Consider the following 18,442-nt stretch of genomic DNA (forward strand, 5'->3'; position numbering starts at 1 on the left):
GCCGCGTCCGTTTTCCGTTTAGTTCGCGTGCTTGTGTCCGCAACCGCGTTCGGCTTCCTGCGCGCCGGCGTTCTGCGCGGCTTCCGCGCGCATGCCGAGGCGCTCGATCAGCTTGCGGTCGGCTTCGGCTTGCGGGTTGCTCGTCGTCAGAAGCTGATCGCCGTAGAAGATCGAGTTTGCGCCCGCCGCGAAGCACAGCGCCTGCAACGCTTCATCCATCTGCTCGCGTCCGGCGGACAGACGCACCATCGCCTTCGGCATCGTGATGCGCGCGACCGCGATCGTCCTCACGAACTCGAACGGATCGAGCGCGTCGACGCCGGTGAGCGGCGTGCCCGCGACCTGCACGAGATTGTTGATCGGCACCGATTCCGGATACGGCTCCATGTTCGCGAGCTGCGAGATCAGTCCCGCGCGTTCGCGTCGCGATTCGCCCATGCCGACGATCCCGCCACAGCACACGTTGATGCCCGCGTCGCGAACGTGTTCGAGCGTATCGAGGCGATCCTGATACGTGCGCGTCGAAATGATCTGGCCGTAGAACTCCGGCGACGTGTCGAGATTGTGGTTGTAGTAATCGAGGCCGGCGTCGCGCAAGCCTTGCGCCTGATGCGCTTCGAGCATGCCGAGCGTCACGCAGGTTTCGAGACCCATCGCCTTCACGCCGCGAATCATGTCCTTGATCGGCTCGAGATGGCGATCCTTCGGATTGCGCCACGCCGCGCCCATGCAAAAGCGCGTCGCACCGTTCGACTTCGCGACTTCGGCGGCCTTCAGGACTTCATCGACGTCCATCAGTTTTTCGGCCTTGAGGCCGGTGTCGTGATGCACCGACTGCGGACAGTACGCGCAATCTTCCTCGCAGCCGCCCGTCTTGATCGACAGCAGCGTGGACAAGTGCACCGCGTTCGGATCGAAGTGTTCGCGATGCACGGTCTGCGCGCGGAAGAGCAGATCGTTGAACGGCAGTTCGTACAGCGCGACGACATCGGCGACGCGCCAGCGCTGCACCGGTTGCGGCGTGGTTTTCGAGGTGGTCTCAGTGGCGATTTGCTGTGTCATGTATTCAATCCTTTTGATGAAGCGAGTCAGTCAGAGCGCCGATATCGAGCGAATCGGCGGCGCGCGTTGCATCGGGTGCCGCGAGATGCGGAATCACGCCGATGAGCGGCGCCTTGATGCGTTGTTTCAGTGTTGCGATGTTTTCGTCGGGATACAGCATATTCGGATCGACGCGATTCGCCACCCAGCCGGCGAGCTTCAGGCCGCGCGACGCGATGGCTTCGACCGTCAGCAACGCATGGCTGATGCAGCCGAGCCGCATGCCGACGACGAGCACGACCGGCAGATTCAGCGCGACGGCGAGATCGGCGGTGTCGTGCGTGTCGGTGAGCGGCACGCGAAAACCACCGACGCCTTCCACCACGACGATATCCGCTTTCGTCATCGCGAACTGATGCGCTCGCACAATGCGCCCGATGTCGAGCGCCACGCCTTCGCGCGCCGCAGCGATATGCGGCGCGATCGGCTCGCGCATCATGAACGGCGTGCGGATGTCGTTCGGCAGCGCGACGTTCGCGGCGGCGTCGAGCTGATCGGCGTCTTCGTTGTGCAGCACGCCGTCGCGCTCGACCGCGCCCGACGCGATCGGCTTCATCGCGGCGGCGGAAAGGCCCGCGCGCGCGAAGCCGTGCAGCAGCGCGCAAGAGACGAGCGTCTTGCCGATTTCCGTATCGGTTCCGGCGACGAACAGGGATAAAGCGGTCATAGCGTATTCAAAGCGTTTAACGCGTGATCGAGCCGCGCGAGATCGTCCTCACTGTGCGCGGCGGAAAGGGAAATGCGCAGGCGCGACGTGCCCGCCGGAACCGTCGGCGGACGAATCGCCGGAACCCAGAGGCCTTGCTTGTCGAGCGCGGCGGCGATTTCCAGCGTTTCGTCGTTGCCGCCGATCACGAGCGGCTGAACGGCGGTATGCGAATCGACAGGCATCCAGCGCGTGCGTTTCAGCATCGCGCGCGTAATTTCGATGAGCAACGCGAGGTGCGCGCGGCGCGCGTCGCCTTCATCGCCCGCGATGATTTCGATGCTCTTCGACACCGCATGCGCGACCGCCGGCGCGGACGCCGTCGTGAAGATATACGGACGCGCGCGCTGAATGAGCCATTCGATGACGGTTTCATCCGCCGCGACGAACGCGCCCGACACGCCCGCCGCCTTGCCGAGCGTGCCGACATAGACGAGATGCGACGAGCGCAGTGCGTAATGCGCCAGCGCGCCGCGTCCTTGCGGGCCGAGCACGCCGAAGCCGTGCGCGTCGTCGACGACGAGCCACGCGCCGTACTTCTCCGCAAGCTCGACGAGACGCGCGAGCGGCGCGATATCGCCGTCCATGCTGAACACCGTGTCGGTGACGATGAGCTTCGTCGCTGTTTCGTCGCGGGAGGCGTCGAGCATCGCGTCGAGCGCGTCGATGTCGGCGTGCGGATAAATCTGCGTTTGCGCGCGCGACAGGCGCACGCCGTCGATCAGCGATGCGTGATTGAGCGCGTCCGAAAACACGAGCGTGCCGCGTCCGGCGAGCGCCGTGACGACCGCGAGGTTCGCCATGTAGCCGGTGCTGAAGTAAAGCGCGCGCGGGTTATCGACGAAACCGCCCGAGAACGCGGCGAGATCGTCTTCGAGTTGCGCGTGCGCGCGTGAATGGCCGCCCAGCAGATGCGAGCCGCCGCTGCCCGCGCCGAAAAGCGACGCGCCTTCGGCGAGCGCCGCGCGAATCGCATCGTGCGCGGCGAGGCCGAGATAATCGTTGCTCGCGAAGCCGACGATCGCGCGGCCATCGACGGTCATGTGCGCGGAACAGGCGCCGTCGATCGTCTTGCGGCGACGCCGCAGGCCGCGCGCATCGATATCGTTCAAGCCCTGTTCGAGCGTTTCGTACAGCGCTCTCGCTGTCGTGCTCATGCTGCGACCCCCGCGAGCGTGGCGTCGAGCGTTTCGCGCGTGCGTTGCGCGAGGAGCAGCAGTTCGTCGTCGGAGAGGATGTACGGCGGCATCATGTAGACCGTCGTGCCGATGGGGCGCATCAGCAGTTCGCGCTGCAACGCGTTTGCGAAGAAGCGGCGCGAGAACGTCTTGTCGTCGATATCGACATCGAACGCGAAGATCGTGCCGCGATTGCGCAGATTCTTCACGCGTTCGTGCTCGCCGACGCGCGCGCGCAACGCCTCGCCCAGCAACGCCGATTTGCGTTTGTTTTCCGCGAGCACCTTCGCGCTGTCGAACAGATCGAGCGTCGCCAGCGCGGCGCGGCACGCGAGCGGATTGCCCGTGTACGAATGCGAATGCAGAAAGCCGCGCGTGACGTCGTCGTCGTAGAACGCGGCGTAGATGTCGTCGCGCGTGAGCACGATCGAAAGCGGCAAGTATCCGCCGCTGATGCCCTTCGACAAGCAGATGAAATCAGGCCAGATGCCCGCCTGCTCGCACGCGAAAAAAGTGCCGGTGCGCCCGCAGCCGACCGCGATTTCATCGGCGATCAGATGTACGCCGAATTCGTCGCACAGCGCGCGCAAACGCGTGAGATACGACGCGTCGTACATCGACATGCCGGCCGCGCACTGCACGAGCGGCTCGACGATCACGGCCGCAAGCTGCGACGCGCGCTGCCCGAAGAGCGCGCGCATCGCGGCGATGGCTTCGTCGACGCCGACCGCCGCCGGCGACGCGACCACATGCGCGTGACGGATCAGCGGATCGTAAGCGTCCTTGAAAATGGCGACGTCCGTCACGCCGAGCGCGCCGATCGTTTCGCCGTGATAGCTGTTCGCGAGACACGCGAATTCGCGCTTCTCGCTTGCGCCGCGATTGCGCCAGAAGTGAAAGCTCATCTTCAGCGCGATCTCGACCGCCGACGCGCCATCGGACGCGAAAAACGCATGGCCGAGCGTGCGATCGGTGAGCGCGCAAAGACGCTCGGCCAGTTCGACGGCCGGCGCGTGCGTGCAGCCCGCGAGCATCGCGTGTTCGAGCGTGTCGAGTTGATCCTTGAGCGCGCGGTTGATGTCGTCGTTAGCGTGGCCGAAGAGATTGACCCACCACGAACTGATCGCATCGAGATAGCGGTGGCCTTCGTGGTCGTAGAGCCACGCGCCCTTGCCGCGCGCGATCGGCACGAGCGGCACGCGCTCGTGATGTTTCATCTGGGTGCACGGATGCCACACGGCCGCAAGCGAGCGGGCAACCCAGTCCTGATTGGCTTCTGTGTTCAAAAACGGCTCCCAGGCCCGCGCGCGCGATGCGGGCCGGATACATCGGGCAAGCGCCAGGCGCCTGCGTTACGGGGAAACTGCGTGAAAACTGCGCGAGTCAATTATCCCTAAAACATGGCCGACCTTCCGTATTCGGAAGGTTTTTTGGACATGCGTGCGCGCGCAATGGAAATGCGAAAACGCGCTATCGCGTGCAACGTCGGCCAAATGGGTCGCTTAACGTGCGATCGACGCAAAAACGCCGGCGCGAAGGCCGGCGTTCCCGACAGGCGGAAAAGGTGTTCTAGCGCGACGCCGTCTGCGTCTCGGCGGCCTGATCGTTCCAGACGACGCGATTATTCACCGCGTACAGCCGGCACGGATCGGCGCTCTGCTTCTGGCAGCTCGCGATGGCGACGGCCATCGGATCGTCGCCGCCTTCGGCCCACGACCACGCGCCCGAATCGGACACGGCGAACGCGCGGCTCGAATACTGCGAAAGGAAGTTGCGATAACCGGCGCGGCCGTTTTCATCGACGAACGGCACGGCCTGCACGGAATCGAGGTCCGCGAAGTGCGTCGCGTTCGGCATGCGCGGCTCGGCCACCTGATATTGCACGGCGGTCGGCATGCCGATCTGCGCGAGGAAGGCCTTCACGCGCGGCCACCAGATCTGCACGCCGTCGCGGTCGCCGACGAGCCGATGCGCGTCGTTCTTGTAGCTGCCGAAATCGACCATGTTGGCGCGCGCGCCGTGCGCGGTGAACGCGGTGTACATCTGCGCGGACAAGTCGCCGTCCCAGACCGAATCGTTGTCGCCGTAGAGCCACAGCGACGGCAGGCGCACGTTATGCCCGTAATCGCCGAACGCGTTGACGAGATTCTTCCGCCAGTCGCCGCATTCGTCCTGACGCAGCCCGCCCGAGAAATTGATGAGACCGCGCACGCCGGGCGCCGCGACGGCATCGCGCGCGCCGTAGGCGATGGTCGTCAAACCGCCGTGCGACGTGCCCGCGACGACGATATGCGTCTTGTCGACATACGCTTGCTGGCTCATATAGGCGATGGTCGCGGCGACGTCCTGCGCTTGCGCGAACCCGTTCGCCTCGACGTCGCAGCCGTGGCCGGTGTAATCGCCGCCCGAGCCCGCGAAGCCGCGCCGGTTCGGCACGACGACGACATAGCCGTGGCGCACGAATTCACGCGCGAGCGCGACCGGACGATTGCGCGGTTGCGCGTGCGAATCGCCGGGGAGCTTGCCGTGATTGAAGACGATCATCGGGAACGGGCCGGCGCCGTCCGGCTTGAACACGGTGGTTTCGAGCGAGATGTCGGCTTCGGGAATCTCGATGACGCTTTCGTTCAGTCCGATCGCGACGACGGGCAGGCCGGCATCGAGCGAATCGGGAATCTGCGAGAGCGTCTGGCCGAATGCGGGCGCCTGTAGACCTTCGGATTGACGCACGCCGCCGACCGGTTCGGCACGCACGGCGGACGTGACGAGCGATGCCGCGAGCGCGCACACCATGCTGCATCCGACCAACCAGGTTCTGATCGCCATCCGTGAACTCCGACTGCGCTTCCAAAGGACGTTGATACGGCGAGCCCCGAACGTCTTTTTGAAGTCACAAACCTATCGCGCTGCTCGATGAGAGCAGTATCGGCTGCGGGTTCCGGGAGTCATGCCCTGAAAAGGCATGACAATTGGCTTCAAAACGGGGCTTCGCTGCGAGTGTCCGGGCACGGGAATGACAGCGCCCTGACGTGAACACAGATTAACCGTTCAAAATTGCACTGCACAATAAGAGAAACCCCGTAACTGTTTAATCTGTAAGGAAATTCTTAGGAAATTAATACCGCGTGCCACAGCATATTTCTTAAAGGAATATTTAGTTTTCTTTAATCTGACCATCGACGTAGATCCAGTTTCCGGTGCTGTCTCGCGTGAAGCGGCTCGCTTCGTGCAAGCGATGCGCGCGCCCGCCGACCTTGTAGCGCGCGACGAACTCGACTTCCTCGTGATTCGCGTCGGTCGGCGTGTGGCGTTTGATTTGCAAGCCGAGCCAGCGCGTGCCGGCGTCGGAGGCGTCGAGATCGGGCGGGCAGGTCGCTTCCGCCCAGGTCGCGCGCAGATACGCGGTGTCGCCGAGCACGTAGGCGGTGTAGCGCGAGCGCATCAGTTCCATTGCGTTCGCGGGCTTTTCGCCGCCTTCGATGAATCGTCCGCAACACGCGTCGTAACGCGGCGCGCGCGCGTCAGGCCGCTGGCCGGGCGCGGCGCCGCCGCACGGACATTCCACGAGTTTCATTGATCGACACCCGGCATGACGACATGGCGCGGCTGGCTGCGCACGCGTTCGAGCCACGCGCGGATCGCCGGATAGCGCGACAGATCGAGATTCGCCTGATCCGCGACATGCGTGTACGCGTACAGCGCGATATCGGCGACGGTGTAGCGCTCGCCGACTAAAAACGTGCGCGTCGACAAATGCCGTTCCATCACGTCGAGCGCGCGATACGAACCGGCGATCTTCTCCGGCAGTCGCGCGTCGCCGGGATTCTTCTGAAACTGCAGGATGAAGCGCGCCACCGCGACATACGGCTCGTGGCTGTACTGCTCGAAGAACATCCACTGCAGCACTTGCGCGCGTTCGAGCCGGTCGTCGGGCATGAGCGGCGTGCCGTCGGCGAGATAGCAGAGAATCGCGTCGGATTCGGAGAGCGTCGTGTTCTCGTCGATGACGAGCACCGGCACCTTGCCGTTCGGATTCAGCTTTTTGAATTCGTCGGTGCGCGTTGCGCCGTTCATCATGTCGACTTCGTGCCAGACATAAGGCTGGCCGAGCTGTTCGAGGACGAGGCGAACCTTGTGACAGTTGCCCGATGCCGAAACGCCGTGTACCTGATAGGTCACATTCACTCCTTGTTCACCATTCGATCTTCGTGCCGTCGTACTGCACGAAAGTCCCGTTGAATTCCTCGCGCAGCGCGCCCGCTTCGGCGATCACCGCGCGCATGCCGGCGACGCTGCGCGCGACGTCGATCGCCGCCGATGGCCCGCCCATTTCCGTGCGAACCCAGCCCGGATGCAGCGCGATGCACGCCGAATGCCGCGATTCCAGCGACGCCACCTTCAGCGCAGAATTGAGCGCCGCCTTGCTCGCGCGATACAGCCAGCCGGTCGTGCCGCTCGTCTCGGCGATGCTGCCCATCTTGCTCGACACGACCGCGAGCACGCCGTTCGCGGCGTCGGTTAGCGGCAGGAGCACGGGAATCAGTTGCATCGGACCACGCACGTTGGTGTGCATGACCTGATCGAAGTCCTCCGCGCCGATCGTCTCGACGCCTTCGGTGCGCGGTCCATACACGCCCGACACGACGATCGCGACATTCAGCTTTTCCTCGTCCAGTTGCCAGGCCAGCGCGGCGATCTGCTCGGGCTGCGTGACGTCGAGCGGGAAGGTTTGCGCACCCATCGCGTCGAGCGCCGAGAGCGAGGTTTTATCGCGGGCCGTGGCGAGCACGCGCCAGCCGTCGCGACAATATTCGCGTGCGAATTCGTGGCCGAGGCCGCGCGACGCGCCGACGATCAGAACCGTTTTCATGAGCGACATGTTCCTTGTGTGAACAGACTTCGTGAATATAACGCGCGACCCGCTGTCGCGGATCGCCGTTCGGCCTTTCGGCTATCGTTGTGCGCTTTCAAACAGCAGGACCGGAAAGATGATGCAAACCGATGTCGTGATCGTCGGCGCGGGGCCGGCGGGCTTGTGTCTCGCGAACGCGCTGAGCGGCGCGGGTTTGTCGATCGTGTTCGTCGAGCAGCAAAGCCACGACGCGCTGCGCGAGCCCGCCTTCGACGGCCGCGAGATCGCGTTGACGCAGAAATCCGTCGCGTTTCTCAAGACGCTCGGCGTGTGGGAGCGCATCGACGCGCACGCGAAATCGCAGTTGGCCGATGCGCGCGTTTTCAACGGATCGTCGCCGTTCGCGATGAAAATCGGTCATGCGCTTTCCGGTCACGACGAGCTCGGTTGGCTCGTGTCGAATCATCTGATCCGGCGCGCCGCGTTCGAAGCAGTGAGCGCGGACGTCCGCATCATGACGTCCGAACGCGTGACCGACCTCGATACCGACGCATGTGGCGCGCGCGTGCGGCTCGAAAGCGGCGAGACGATCGCGGCGCGGCTCGTCGTCGCGGCGGACAGCCGGTTCTCCGCGACGCGCCGCATGATGGGCATCGCCGCCGACATGCACGATTTCGGCAAGTCGATGTTGGTCTGCTGCATGACGCACGACGTGCCCCACGATCACGCGGCGTGGGAATGGTTCGGCCACCGGCAGACGCTCGCGCTCTTGCCGATGAATCCCGATCCGGAGACGGGCGCGCATCGGTCGTCGGTCGTGGTGACGCTCGAGGCGCGCGACATCGAGCGCCTGAGCAAGCTCGACGAGGATGCGTTCAATCGCGAGATCGAACGCCGCTTCGAGCGCAGACTCGGAACGATGGCGCTGCGCACGACGCGGCATGTTTATCCGCTGGTGTCGGTTTATCCGAAGCGCTTCGTGGCGAAGCGTTTTGCGACGGTCGGCGATGCGGCGGTCGGCATGCATCCGGTCACGGCGCACGGGTTCAACTTCGGGCTGGCCGGCATCGAGACGCTCACGCGCGCGATTCGCGACGCGCAGGCGGCGGGGCTCGACATCGCCGGCGATGGGCTGCTCGCGCGATATGAAGCGAAGCATCGGCAGGAAACGCGGCCGCTTTATCTGATCACGCGATTCATCACGGAGGTTTATACGCGCGACTCGCTGCCGGCGCGGATCGCGCGCGATGCGATGCTGCGGATCGGAGAGAAGCTGACGCCGTTCAAGCGGGCCGTGGCGATGTCGCTGGCGGGGTGAGTGAGATTTCGCTTATTTCGTTTGGATGACTAGTCGTGCTTATTGAATTCGATAGAGTGACGACTGTCGCAACATCGATAAGGAGCCGAGCATGTTCAAGGTCATCAAGGCCGAGTTACCTTGGAATATAACCGCCGAGGAGATTCGCGAATACGCGGAACAGGCTGCCATCCGTCGCAAGCTCGAGATCGAAAGCCGCAAAGGGACGGCCGAGGAATACATCGACAGTCCCGAGTACAACAGCCGTTTCATCGATCATCTGCTGAACTTTCGGAAACTCGACGTGGAGGACGACTTCTTCGATCGTCATCCGAAACGAGGAGCCTCCGATGTATCTGGCTGATACGAACGTGATCAGTGAAACGAGACTCGAAGAACGCGCCAATGAAGGCGTTCGCGTGTTCTTCCGGCAAGCCAAGCTCGATAAGAGATGCGTTCATCTCTCCGTCGTGACTGTCGCGGAACTTCGACAGGGCGTCGAGCGGGTGCGCCGAAGAGGCGATAAACGGCAGGCCGAAAAGCTCCAATCGTGGGTGAACAACGTCCTGCGAGAATACGACACGAGAATCCTGCCGGCGGGCAAGGAGATCGGCAGGCTATGGGGAAACCTGCGCGCGCCGCACCCTGAACCCGCTTTGGACAAGCTCATAGGTGCAACGGTCATTTTCCACGGATTGACGGTGGTCACGCGCAACGTCAGAGACTTCGAGCGAATGGGCGTCGAGATGCTGAATCCCTTCGAATAGGAATGAATGCGGCCCGGCTCGCGCCGGACCGGCCCGGAACACTCAAACCAACTCCACCCCCATCGCCGTCGCCTCCCCACCGCCGATACATAAGCTCGCCACCCCGCGCTTCAGCCCACGCGCCTTCAACGCACCGAGCAGCGTCACAAGAATCCGCGCGCCCGACGCACCGATCGGATGCCCGAGCGCGCACGCGCCGCCGTTCACATTGACCTTGTCATGCGGCAGATCGTGCTCACGCATCGCGGCCATCGTCACGACGGCGAACGCTTCGTTGATTTCATACAGATCGACATCGCCCGCGCGCCAGCCGTTTTTCTCGAAGAGCTTGCTGATCGCGCCGACGGGCGCCGTCGTGAACAAGGCCGGTTGTTGCGCGAACGTGCTGTGTCCGGCGATACGCGCGATCGGCGTGACGCCGAGCCGCATCGCGGTCGATTCGCGCATCATCACGAGCGCCGCCGCGCCATCGGAAATCGACGACGAATTCGCGGCCGTCACCGTGCCGTCCTTCGCGAACGCGGGCTTGAGCGACGGAATCTTCTCGATGTTCGCCTTGAACGGCTGCTCGTCGCGCCCGATCACCGTATCGCCCTTCCTGCCCTGTACCGTCACGGGCGCGATTTCCCAGTCGAACGAGCCATCGTCGTTCGCTCGCTGCGCGCGCCGCAACGATTCGACCGCGAACGCATCCTGCGACTCGCGCGAGAACGCATACGACGAAGCGCATTGCTCCGCGAACGCGCCCATCAGACGGCCTTTTTCGTAAGCGTCTTCGAGGCCGTCGAGGAACATGTGATCGAGAACCTGACCGTGACCCATGCGCATGCCGCCGCGCGCTTTCGGCAGCAGATACGGCGCGTTCGTCATGCTTTCCATGCCGCCCGCGACGATCACGTCGACCGATCCGGCCAGCAGCATGTCGTGCGCGAACATCGCCGCGCGCATGCCCGAGCCGCACATCTTGTTGATCGTCGTGCAGCCGGTGGATAGCGGCAAGCCCGCGCCGAGCGCCGCCTGACGCGCGGGCGCCTGACCCTGACCGGCGGGCAGCACGCAGCCCATGATGGCTTCGTCGATCTGCTCGGGTTTTAATCCCGCGCGTTCGACCGCCGCCTTCACCGCAGCAGCGCCAAGCTGCGGCGCGGTCAGCGACGCGAAATCGCCCTGAAACGCGGCCATCGGCGTGCGCGCCGCCGACACGATGACGATCGGATCGTTCCTTGTCTCACTCATGTTTCAGCTCCTTGATGACGCCCTTGATCACTTCGGGAACGTCGCCCAAGCGTTCGGCAAGTGCCGCATCTGACGCGAGGACATCGTTTTCCGCGGAATGCGCGCCGCTGCGAGTCATCGCGGCAACGCACGACTGATAAACCGGATCGATCTCGGCCGGTGCGCCGATCATCATGCCCATGTTGCGCAGGCGGCCGTCGTGCACGCCGTAGGTCCAGCCGTGCACGGTGAGCTCCTGTCCGCGCGCCCATGCGTCCTGTACGACGGTCGTGCGGCAGACGTTGATGGTCTGCTCGATCGTGTTCAGCTCCACGAGACGGCGATGGCGCGCGTCGCCCATCGGCCATTCGTCGAGCAGCGCGCCGTGCTTTTCGCGCACGTCTTCGACATGGCGCAGCCAGTTATCGGCGAGACCGACGCGCCGCCCGACGAGCGCCGCGCCCACGCCCGAGCAGCCGTAATGGCCGACGACCATGATGTGCTTCACCTTCAGCAGATCGACGGCGAACTGGATCACCGACAGACAATTGAGATCGGAGTGCACGACGACGTTCGCGATGTTTCTGTGCACGAAGACTTCGCCCGGCGGCAAGCCGATGATCTCGTTGGCCGGCACGCGCGAGTCCGCGCAGCCGATCCACAGATATTCGGGCGTCTGCTGATGCGCGAGGCGCTCGAAGAAAGCGGCGTCTTCGGCGAGCTTGCGTTCGACCCATTCCTGATTGTTTGCGAACAGGTGAGCAAGCGGCGTTTTATCGTCAATGTGTTTCATGTTCGAAAGTCAAAAGCCGGACCGCGCGCTTCACGCGGCGCGCGCGTCCGATCGGCCGGGCTCGTCGAAACGCTCCGGATAACGGATGCAGAATCGGACGTCCCGGTCATAGGGAAAGAAATCGGCGAGTTCGCCGCGCAGCAGTTGTTCCTTGTGATGCTGCCAGAACGCGGGATCGAAAAAATCCGCGTGATGACGCATGAACGCTTCGCGCACGCGCGGATCGCCGAGCAAAAATGTGCCGTACGTTTCGGGAAAGATATCGTGCGGCCCGACGGTATACCACGGTTCGCCGGACAGCTCGTCCTCTTCCGTGCGCGGCGCAGGGACGCGGCGCACGTTGCAATCGGTCAGATACTCGATTTCATCGTAGTCGTAGAACACCACGCGACCGTGCCGCGTCACGCCGAAGTTCTTGTACAGCATGTCGCCGGGGAAGATGTTCGCCTGAATCAGCTGTTTGATCGCGTCGCCATATTCCTTGATGCCGTGATCGACGTCGTCGGCGTTGCCGTTCTGCAGGAAGAGATTGAGCGGCACCATGCGGCGCTCGATATACACATGCCGGATGACGAGCTTGTCGCCTTCGTATTCGATCATCGAAGGCGCTTCCTTTTCGAGTTCGCGGATGAGCGCGTCGTCGAGGCGCGCGACCGGCAGCGCGACGCTCGAATATTCGAGCGTATCGGCCATTCGGCCAACGCGATCGTGCCGCTTCACGAGTTGATATTTGTCCTGAATCTTCTGCCGCGTGGTTTCCTTCGGCGGCGGAAACGCGTCCTTGATGAGCTTGAACACGTAAGGAAACGACGGCAGCGTGAAGACGATCATCACGAGTCCCTTGATGCCCGGCGCGACGATGAACTTATCGCTCGAATGCGACAGATGATGCAGCAAGTCGCGATAGAAATCGTTCTTGCCCTGCTTCTGCAAACCGACCGACGTATAGATTTCGGCCTTCGGCTTGCGCGGCAGGATCGTGCTCAGAAATTGCACGAACGCCGACGGCACTTCCATATCGACGAGAAAGTACGAATGCGAGAAGCTGAAGATGATGAGCACCTGCTCGCGCGAGAGCAGCACGGTATCGAGCGCGAGCAAGCCGGGCTTCGTATGCCGGATCGCGATGGCGAAGGGCAGCAGCGCATCGCCGTTGATGATCCGCCCGACGACATACGCCGCCTTGTTGCGAAAGAACAGCGACGAAAGCACATGAATCTGAAAGTTCGGCGCCGGCGTGATATCGCCGAAGGCTTCGCGCAGCGCCTGCATCACGCATTGCACGTCGCGCGGCAAATCCTCGAACGGCGGTTCCAACTGAAAGTTCGTGACGATGCGTTCGAGCGTCGCGGCGAGGCCGTCCTTTTCCGGGTAATACGCGCGATACGTCGGCTTTGCGGCGGGCTCGTCGTTCTCGATGTATTCCGTCGAAATGGCCGGCCGCACAAAGATGAAGTCATTGTTGAAGTACGAGCGATGCAGGATCTTGCAGCACACGGAATTGAAGAACGTTTCCGCGCATTCCGGCTGACGATGCGTCGTCAGCAAGCCGATGTAATGCAGCTTGATCTGCTGCCACACGTCGTCCTCGATATTCTCCGCGTCGTATTCGTCTTCGAGCGCCGTCACGCATTCCGTGACGCGATCGTCATACGACGCGATGCGATCGCGCGCCAGTTGTTGCAACGCGAGCCAGTCGCCGCGCTCGAATAGCTCCTTCGCCTTGATCGCGGCTTCGCGGAACACGCGGTAATGATGCTCGAAGCCTTCGAGTATCGTCTTGGCGACATCGAAGCCGATTTGCGACGAGAGCAGCTTGGGGAAATGATTCATATCGACCCTGCGCTTCGTGTGCGGGCGTCACGCGTTATGCCGCTTTGGGTTTGCGCGCACGCTTTTCCGCGCCCGCCGCGAGCAGCGCGCGGCCCTGTTCCTCATACGCGGAAAGTTCGGCGAGCGTCGTGTTCAGGTCTTCGAGCTGACGCTGCAGCACTTCGCGATGCGCCGCGATCGTATCGACGAAAGCCTGTAGCTGCGTCGCGGTGCCGGTAGGCGAGTCATACAGATCGAGCAGCGTGCGGATTTCCGACAGCGTGAAACCGAGCCGCTTGCCGCGCAGCGTGAGCTTGAGGCGCGTGCGATCGCGCGCCGAATACACACGCCGCAGGCCGTTCGAGCCTTCGCGCTTCGGCGCGAGCAGCCCCTGATCTTCGTAAAAGCGAATGGCGCGCGGCGTAATGTCGAACTCGCGCGCCAGTTCGGTGATCGTGTAATGCGTCGGTTGGGTCATTGCCGGCCGGCAGCGCAAATGCGCGCGCAACGTTAGAATGGACGTTTACGTTATCGTCAACTTGGCCAAATTGCAACGCGGCGCAAACCCGGAGACAGGCACCGAATGAACGCACTCGAACACCAGCTCGACTATGTTTTCGCGGACCGGCTGCCCGAATCGGGCGGCGTCATGGAAGTGGCGCCGGGCGTGTTCTGGCTGCGCATGCCGCTGCCGTTCGCGCTCGATCACATCAATCTGTGGCTGCTCGCCGATGAAATCGACGGTGTGAAAGGCTGGACCGTCGTCGATTGCGGCATTTCGAGCGATACGATCCGCGCGAACTGGGAGCGCGTGTTCGATTCCGTGCTCGATGGAAAGCCGGTGCTGCGTGTGATCGTCACGCATTGTCATCCGGATCATCTGGGACTTGCCGACTGGATCTGCACGGGCGGCGACAAGAATCGATGGAACGTGCGCCTGTGGATGTCGCTCGGCGAATACGCGATGGGCCGGGTGATGGCCGCCGGCGACGGCTCGAACGCGGGCGGCGAGCGAGCGGCGGCGCATTTCGCGGCGCACGGCCTGTCCGACGAAGCGTCGCTCGATGCGCTGCGCAAGCGCGATAGCTATTACCCGACGCTCGTGCCGTCGATTCCGGCGGAATATCGGCGTATCCGCGATGGCGATGTCATGCGTATCGGCGCGCGCAATTGGGAAGTGGTGTCGGGCTACGGCCATTCGCCGGAGCACAGCGCGCTTTTCTGCGCCGCCGACAAGTTGCTCATTTCCGGCGACATGGTGTTGCCGCGCATTTCGACAAACGTGTCGGTGTTCGCGGTCGAGCCGGAAGGCAATCCGCTTGCGCTGTATCTGGAATCGCTCGGCCGCTACGAAACCATGCCCGCCGATACGCTCGCGTTGCCCTCACACGGCAAGCCGTTTCGCGGCGTGCAAACGCGCATCGGGCAATTGCGCGAGCATCATCGCGCGCGGCTGGCGGAAGTGCGCGACGCGTGCGCTCAAAAGCCATGCAACGCCGCAGACATCGTCCCGCTCATGTTCAAGCGCAAGCTCGATATTCATCAGATGACGTTCGCGCTCGGCGAAGCGCTCGCGCATCTGAACCTGCTTTGGCTCGATGGCACGCTGAAACGTCAGACCGGCGCTGACGGCGTGATCCGCTTCACGCCGGCCTGACTTCGCTTACTGCACGGAAACAGCGCCGAAATTCACGCGCCCGAACGGACTCACGTTATAGCCGCTGACGTTCGCGCGCGTGAGCGCCGCCGCCGTCGGATAGACGAGCGGAATCCACAGCGCCTGATCGTGGATGATCTTCTGCGCGTCGACATACGCCTTCGTGCGTTTGGCGACATCGGCGGTCGACTTGCCATCGGCGATGAGCTTGTCCAGTTGCGGATCGCAATAGCGCGCGAAGTTGATGCCTGACTTCACCGCGTTGCAACTGAAAAGCGGCGACATGTAGTTGTCCGGGTCGCCGTTGTCGCCGGCCCAGCCCATGAACAGCATGTCGTGCTGACCCTGCTTCGCCTGCTTGATGAGTTCGCCCCATTCGATCACTTTCACCTGCGCCTTCACGCCGATTTTCGCGAGATCGGCTTGCAGCAATTCCGCGCCCGCCTTCGGATTCGGATTGAGCACGCTGCCGTTCGGGCGTACCCAGATCGTCGTGTCGAAACCGTTCGGAAAGCCCGCATCGGCGAGCAGCTTCTTCGCATCGGCGGATGAATATTTGTACGCCTCGATGCTCTTGTCGTAACTCCACGTATTCGGCGGATACGGATTCACCGCTTGCGTCGCCGTGTTGTCGAACACGGTCTTCATGTAGGTCGTGCGATCGAAGGCCATGTTGATCGCCTGACGCACCTTCGGATTGTCGAGCGGCTTCTTCTGCGTGTTGAGCGCGACGAACGCCGTCATGAATGCGGGCGCTTCGCTCACCTTCAGCGACTTGTCCTTCTTCGCGTCGATGACGTCCTGCGGCTTCGGCGACAGCGCGATCTGGCATTCGCCCGCCTTGATCTTCTGCGCGCGCACGGCGGCGTCGGGCGTGATCGCGTAGATCAGCCGGTCGATCTTCGGTTTCGCGCCCCAGTACGACGGATTCACGTCGTAGCGGATGACCGAATCTTTCGTGTAGCTCTTCAGCACGAACGGGCCGGTGCCGATCGGCTTGCTGTTCAGATCGACCTGCTGGTTCGCCTTCAGCAGCTTGTCCGCATATTCGGCCGAATAGATCGATGCGAAGCCCATCGTGAGGATCGGCACGAAGGTCGCGTTCGGCTCGTTGAGCTCGAACTTCACGGTATGGTCATCGACTTTCGATACGGCCTTGATGAGCTTCACGAGGCCCATCGACTGCGCGTGCGGAAAGCCGCTCGCGCCAGCGATCTTGTGCCACGGATTGTCGTCCGAGAGCATGCGCGAGAACGTGAACACGACGTCGTCGGCACTGAGCGGACGCGTCGGCTTGAAGTAATCGGTCGTCTGAAACTGAACGTTCGGACGCAGATGGAATGTGTACGTGAGCCCGTCGCTCGTCACGTCCCACTTTTCCGCGAGCGAGGGCACGACCTTCTTCGCGGCTTCGTCGTAGGAGACGAGCGTATTGAAGATGACATCCGCCGATGCGTTGGTCGTTACGAGCGAATTGAATTGCACGACATCGAAGCCGTCCGGGCTCGATTCGGTGCAGACGGTGAGCGGCTTGGACATCGCGAGCATCGGCGCGGCGAGCATGGCCATCGCGGCGGCCGCGGCGAAGAGTTTCAGACGCATGAGATCTCCCGTGATCTTCATTTTTGTTCGTGGATGAGCTTGAGCACGCGCAGCAAGCGACGCGCCCGGCGCGGCCAGATTAGCGGATGCATCCGTCGACGACAACGATCCGATCGGCATACGCTTATTCCGCGGGTTGCCGAAACGGGGCGCATCGGGCTAAACTTGCGCCTTCTTTGGGGAGTAGCCTTCCTTCGCGAGCGAAGGAGAACGCGTCAACATCCTCGGCCCTGCTGCCGTGGCGCGTTCGACCGGAACGGTTTGGCGAGACCATCGATGCGCTATGTCGTTCCTGGCCGGACGGCGCGTGGCGCATCGTGGTTCGCTCGACGTCCGGCCGTGGAATCATCGTGTCCCCACAACTACAACATCCCCGTTTCCCGCGCACGCTCGCGCACCCGTCGCATGTTTCGATGCGAGGTGCCGCATGACGATGCTCTTTCTCGAACTCGCGCTGATGCTCGCGATCATCCTGGTCGCGGCGGAGCTATTCACGAATGCGCTCGAACATCTCGGCGAACGGCTCGGCATTTCCGAAGGCGTGACCGGATCGCTGTTCGCGGCGGTCGGCACGGCATTGCCCGAGACGACGGTGCCGATCATCGCGCTGCTCGGCGGCACGACGAGCCGTGCGGTCAACGAAGAGATCGGCGTCGGCGCGATTCTCGGCGCGCCGCTTATGCTCGCGACGCTTTCGACGTGTCTGATGACGTTCGCGATCCTCAAGTCGCGCGGCATGAGCGGACGCATCGTGCCGGAGCGCAGCGGCTTCGTGCGCGATCTGAACTTCTTCCTGGTCGCGTTTCTCATCGCGTGCGCCGCGATGTTCGTGCCGCATCACGCGTGGCAAGTGCGCGCGTTGTTCGCGGTCGGGCTCGTCGCGCTCTATATCGTTTATGTGATTTCGACGTTCAAGGCTTCGGCGAAGCTCGTCGAGGGCGGACACGGAACGGAAGCGCCCGAGGCCTTGTTCGCTTCGCGTCTCGGTTTGAAAACGTCGCTCGGCACGATCATGCTGCAGTTTTTCTTCGGCATCGTGCTGCTCGTCGGCGGCGCGAAGGGCTTCATTCACGGCGTCGAGGGCGTGTCGCATGCGCTGGGAATTTCGGCGCTGCTGCTGTCGCTCATCATCATTCCGATCGCGACGGAACTGCCCGAGAAAGTGAACAGCATTCTGTGGGCGCGCCGAGGAAAGGACACGCTCGCGTTCGGCAACATCACCGGCGCGATGGTGTTTCAAGGGACGTTGCTGCCGGCCATCGGCATCATGCTGACGCCGTGGGAGCCGCGCATCGAAGTGCTGACGGGCGTGCTCATCACGCTCGCGGCGGCGGCGTGGCTGCGCTTCAATGCGAAGGAGAACGGCGTCGTGCTGTGGGCGCTGCTCGGCAACGGCGTGCTGTACGCGGCCTATCTCGCGTTGACGCTCGGGCGCTGACAAGCTGCGGCACAAAGAAGAATG

The 18,442-nt window shown here is 63.0% G+C and carries 18 protein-coding genes and 1 riboswitch; of the genes, 5 read left to right on the forward strand and 13 right to left on the reverse strand.

The window, feature by feature from the left end; all coding sequences use genetic code 11:
- Positions 1-18: 18 nt before the first annotated feature.
- The 8 genes from bioB to NCR93_RS00880 all read right to left on the reverse strand — a co-directional run bounded on the left by bioB (position 19) and on the right by NCR93_RS00880 (position 7,855).
- Positions 19-1,062 (reverse strand): biotin synthase BioB, encoded by a 1,044-nt coding sequence (bioB, locus tag NCR93_RS00845; protein WP_250532132.1) that lies wholly within the window; start codon positions 1,060-1,062, stop codon positions 19-21.
- A gap of 4 nt (positions 1,063-1,066) precedes the next feature.
- Positions 1,067-1,768 (reverse strand): dethiobiotin synthase, encoded by a 702-nt coding sequence (bioD, locus tag NCR93_RS00850; RefSeq protein WP_250480213.1) that lies wholly within the window; start codon positions 1,766-1,768, stop codon positions 1,067-1,069.
- Positions 1,765-2,964 carry an 8-amino-7-oxononanoate synthase gene (bioF, locus tag NCR93_RS00855; RefSeq protein WP_250501647.1) on the reverse strand — a complete coding sequence of 400 codons (1,200 nt, stop codon included), beginning with the start codon at positions 2,962-2,964 and terminating at the stop codon, positions 1,765-1,767. The genes bioD and bioF overlap by 4 nt, the downstream gene beginning before the upstream one ends.
- Complete coding sequence (locus NCR93_RS00860) at positions 2,961-4,271, reverse strand: adenosylmethionine--8-amino-7-oxononanoate transaminase (protein WP_250520895.1); 1,311 nt, start codon at positions 4,269-4,271, stop codon at positions 2,961-2,963. Before NCR93_RS00860 ends, bioF begins: the two co-directional genes overlap by 4 nt.
- A 283-nt stretch (positions 4,272-4,554) precedes the next feature.
- Entirely contained in the window at positions 4,555-5,811 is a 1,257-nt protein-coding gene (locus NCR93_RS00865; protein ID WP_250507139.1) for a dienelactone hydrolase family protein, read from the reverse strand.
- Between the two features lie 328 nt (positions 5,812-6,139).
- A complete protein-coding gene (locus tag NCR93_RS00870; protein WP_250433434.1) occupies positions 6,140-6,559 on the reverse strand; it encodes a YchJ family protein in 420 nt (139 codons plus the stop codon).
- On the reverse strand, positions 6,556-7,164 hold the full coding sequence (locus NCR93_RS31975; RefSeq protein WP_008351936.1) for a glutathione S-transferase family protein: 609 nt from the start codon (positions 7,162-7,164) through the stop codon (positions 6,556-6,558). Before NCR93_RS31975 ends, NCR93_RS00870 begins: the two co-directional genes overlap by 4 nt.
- A gap of 13 nt (positions 7,165-7,177) precedes the next feature.
- The gene (locus NCR93_RS00880; RefSeq protein WP_008351935.1) at positions 7,178-7,855 is read right to left on the reverse strand and encodes an SDR family oxidoreductase; all 678 of its coding nucleotides are present in this window, start codon (positions 7,853-7,855) and stop codon (positions 7,178-7,180) included.
- A 118-nt stretch (positions 7,856-7,973) separates the two neighbouring features.
- Here NCR93_RS00880 and ubiM point away from each other — a divergent pair, with 118 nt between their 5' ends.
- The 3 genes from ubiM (at position 7,974) to NCR93_RS00895 (ending at position 9,901) form a co-directional block, all read left to right on the forward strand.
- Entirely contained in the window at positions 7,974-9,155 is a 1,182-nt protein-coding gene (ubiM, locus tag NCR93_RS00885) for a 5-demethoxyubiquinol-8 5-hydroxylase UbiM (protein ID WP_008351932.1), read from the forward strand.
- 91 nt (positions 9,156-9,246) lie between these two features.
- A complete protein-coding gene (locus NCR93_RS00890) occupies positions 9,247-9,498 on the forward strand; it encodes a hypothetical protein (RefSeq protein ID WP_250507140.1) in 252 nt (83 codons plus the stop codon).
- Positions 9,485-9,901 carry a type II toxin-antitoxin system VapC family toxin gene (locus tag NCR93_RS00895; RefSeq protein WP_250507141.1) on the forward strand — a complete coding sequence of 139 codons (417 nt, stop codon included), beginning with the start codon at positions 9,485-9,487 and terminating at the stop codon, positions 9,899-9,901. Before NCR93_RS00890 ends, NCR93_RS00895 begins: the two co-directional genes overlap by 14 nt.
- A gap of 42 nt (positions 9,902-9,943) precedes the next feature.
- Here NCR93_RS00895 and NCR93_RS00900 read toward each other — a convergent pair whose 3' ends face one another.
- From NCR93_RS00900 to NCR93_RS00915, 4 genes are read right to left on the reverse strand one after another with little or no spacing between them, the layout of a single operon-like run.
- Positions 9,944-11,137, reverse strand: a complete 1,194-nt coding sequence (locus tag NCR93_RS00900) for an acetyl-CoA C-acetyltransferase (protein WP_250478612.1) — start codon at positions 11,135-11,137, stop codon at positions 9,944-9,946.
- Positions 11,130-11,909 carry a carbonate dehydratase gene (can, locus tag NCR93_RS00905; RefSeq protein WP_250481431.1) on the reverse strand — a complete coding sequence of 260 codons (780 nt, stop codon included), beginning with the start codon at positions 11,907-11,909 and terminating at the stop codon, positions 11,130-11,132. The genes NCR93_RS00900 and can overlap by 8 nt, the downstream gene beginning before the upstream one ends.
- A 30-nt stretch (positions 11,910-11,939) precedes the next feature.
- On the reverse strand, positions 11,940-13,742 hold the full coding sequence (gene aceK, locus NCR93_RS00910; RefSeq protein ID WP_250532133.1) for a bifunctional isocitrate dehydrogenase kinase/phosphatase: 1,803 nt from the start codon (positions 13,740-13,742) through the stop codon (positions 11,940-11,942).
- A 34-nt stretch (positions 13,743-13,776) separates the two neighbouring features.
- Positions 13,777-14,199 carry a MerR family transcriptional regulator gene (locus NCR93_RS00915; protein WP_008351922.1) on the reverse strand — a complete coding sequence of 141 codons (423 nt, stop codon included), beginning with the start codon at positions 14,197-14,199 and terminating at the stop codon, positions 13,777-13,779.
- 105 nt (positions 14,200-14,304) lie between these two features.
- Here NCR93_RS00915 and NCR93_RS00920 point away from each other — a divergent pair, with 105 nt between their 5' ends.
- Entirely contained in the window at positions 14,305-15,378 is a 1,074-nt protein-coding gene (locus tag NCR93_RS00920) for an MBL fold metallo-hydrolase (RefSeq protein ID WP_250507142.1), read from the forward strand.
- A gap of 6 nt (positions 15,379-15,384) precedes the next feature.
- Here NCR93_RS00920 and NCR93_RS00925 read toward each other — a convergent pair whose 3' ends face one another.
- Positions 15,385-16,980 carry an ABC transporter substrate-binding protein gene (locus NCR93_RS00925; RefSeq protein WP_250501865.1) on the reverse strand — a complete coding sequence of 532 codons (1,596 nt, stop codon included), beginning with the start codon at positions 16,978-16,980 and terminating at the stop codon, positions 15,385-15,387.
- 163 nt (positions 16,981-17,143) lie between these two features.
- Positions 17,144-17,319, forward strand: a riboswitch (yybP-ykoY riboswitch).
- A gap of 88 nt (positions 17,320-17,407) precedes the next feature.
- Here NCR93_RS00925 and NCR93_RS00930 point away from each other — a divergent pair.
- Positions 17,408-18,418 (forward strand): sodium:calcium antiporter, encoded by a 1,011-nt coding sequence (locus NCR93_RS00930; RefSeq protein ID WP_034470401.1) that lies wholly within the window; start codon positions 17,408-17,410, stop codon positions 18,416-18,418.
- The last annotated feature ends 24 nt before the right edge of the window (positions 18,419-18,442 follow it).

Origin of the sequence: Caballeronia sp. ATUFL_F1_KS39 (assembly GCF_023630985.1) — a bacterium.
GTDB lineage: Bacteria > Pseudomonadota > Gammaproteobacteria > Burkholderiales > Burkholderiaceae > Caballeronia > Caballeronia zhejiangensis.

What these genes read in the sequence shown, in the direction of transcription:
- aceK (WP_250532133.1), bottom strand. Translation starts at nt 13,742, where the DNA reads ATGAATCATTTCCCCAAGCTGCTCTCGTCGCAAATCGGCTTCGATGTC.
- NCR93_RS00915 (WP_008351922.1), bottom strand. Translation starts at nt 14,199, where the DNA reads ATGACCCAACCGACGCATTACACGATCACCGAACTGGCGCGCGAGTTC.
- NCR93_RS00870 (WP_250433434.1), bottom strand. Translation starts at nt 6,559, where the DNA reads ATGAAACTCGTGGAATGTCCGTGCGGCGGCGCCGCGCCCGGCCAGCGG.
- bioD (WP_250480213.1), bottom strand. Translation starts at nt 1,768, where the DNA reads ATGACCGCTTTATCCCTGTTCGTCGCCGGAACCGATACGGAAATCGGC.
- NCR93_RS00865 (WP_250507139.1), bottom strand. Translation starts at nt 5,811, where the DNA reads ATGGCGATCAGAACCTGGTTGGTCGGATGCAGCATGGTGTGCGCGCTC.
- ubiM (WP_008351932.1), top strand. Translation starts at nt 7,974, where the DNA reads ATGATGCAAACCGATGTCGTGATCGTCGGCGCGGGGCCGGCGGGCTTG.
- NCR93_RS00895 (WP_250507141.1), top strand. Translation starts at nt 9,485, where the DNA reads ATGTATCTGGCTGATACGAACGTGATCAGTGAAACGAGACTCGAAGAA.
- NCR93_RS00920 (WP_250507142.1), top strand. Translation starts at nt 14,305, where the DNA reads ATGAACGCACTCGAACACCAGCTCGACTATGTTTTCGCGGACCGGCTG.
- bioF (WP_250501647.1), bottom strand. Translation starts at nt 2,964, where the DNA reads ATGAGCACGACAGCGAGAGCGCTGTACGAAACGCTCGAACAGGGCTTG.
- NCR93_RS00890 (WP_250507140.1), top strand. Translation starts at nt 9,247, where the DNA reads ATGTTCAAGGTCATCAAGGCCGAGTTACCTTGGAATATAACCGCCGAG.
- NCR93_RS00900 (WP_250478612.1), bottom strand. Translation starts at nt 11,137, where the DNA reads ATGAGTGAGACAAGGAACGATCCGATCGTCATCGTGTCGGCGGCGCGC.
- bioB (WP_250532132.1), bottom strand. Translation starts at nt 1,062, where the DNA reads ATGACACAGCAAATCGCCACTGAGACCACCTCGAAAACCACGCCGCAA.
- NCR93_RS00930 (WP_034470401.1), top strand. Translation starts at nt 17,408, where the DNA reads ATGACGATGCTCTTTCTCGAACTCGCGCTGATGCTCGCGATCATCCTG.
- NCR93_RS00925 (WP_250501865.1), bottom strand. Translation starts at nt 16,980, where the DNA reads ATGCGTCTGAAACTCTTCGCCGCGGCCGCCGCGATGGCCATGCTCGCC.
- can (WP_250481431.1), bottom strand. Translation starts at nt 11,909, where the DNA reads ATGAAACACATTGACGATAAAACGCCGCTTGCTCACCTGTTCGCAAAC.
- NCR93_RS00880 (WP_008351935.1), bottom strand. Translation starts at nt 7,855, where the DNA reads ATGAAAACGGTTCTGATCGTCGGCGCGTCGCGCGGCCTCGGCCACGAA.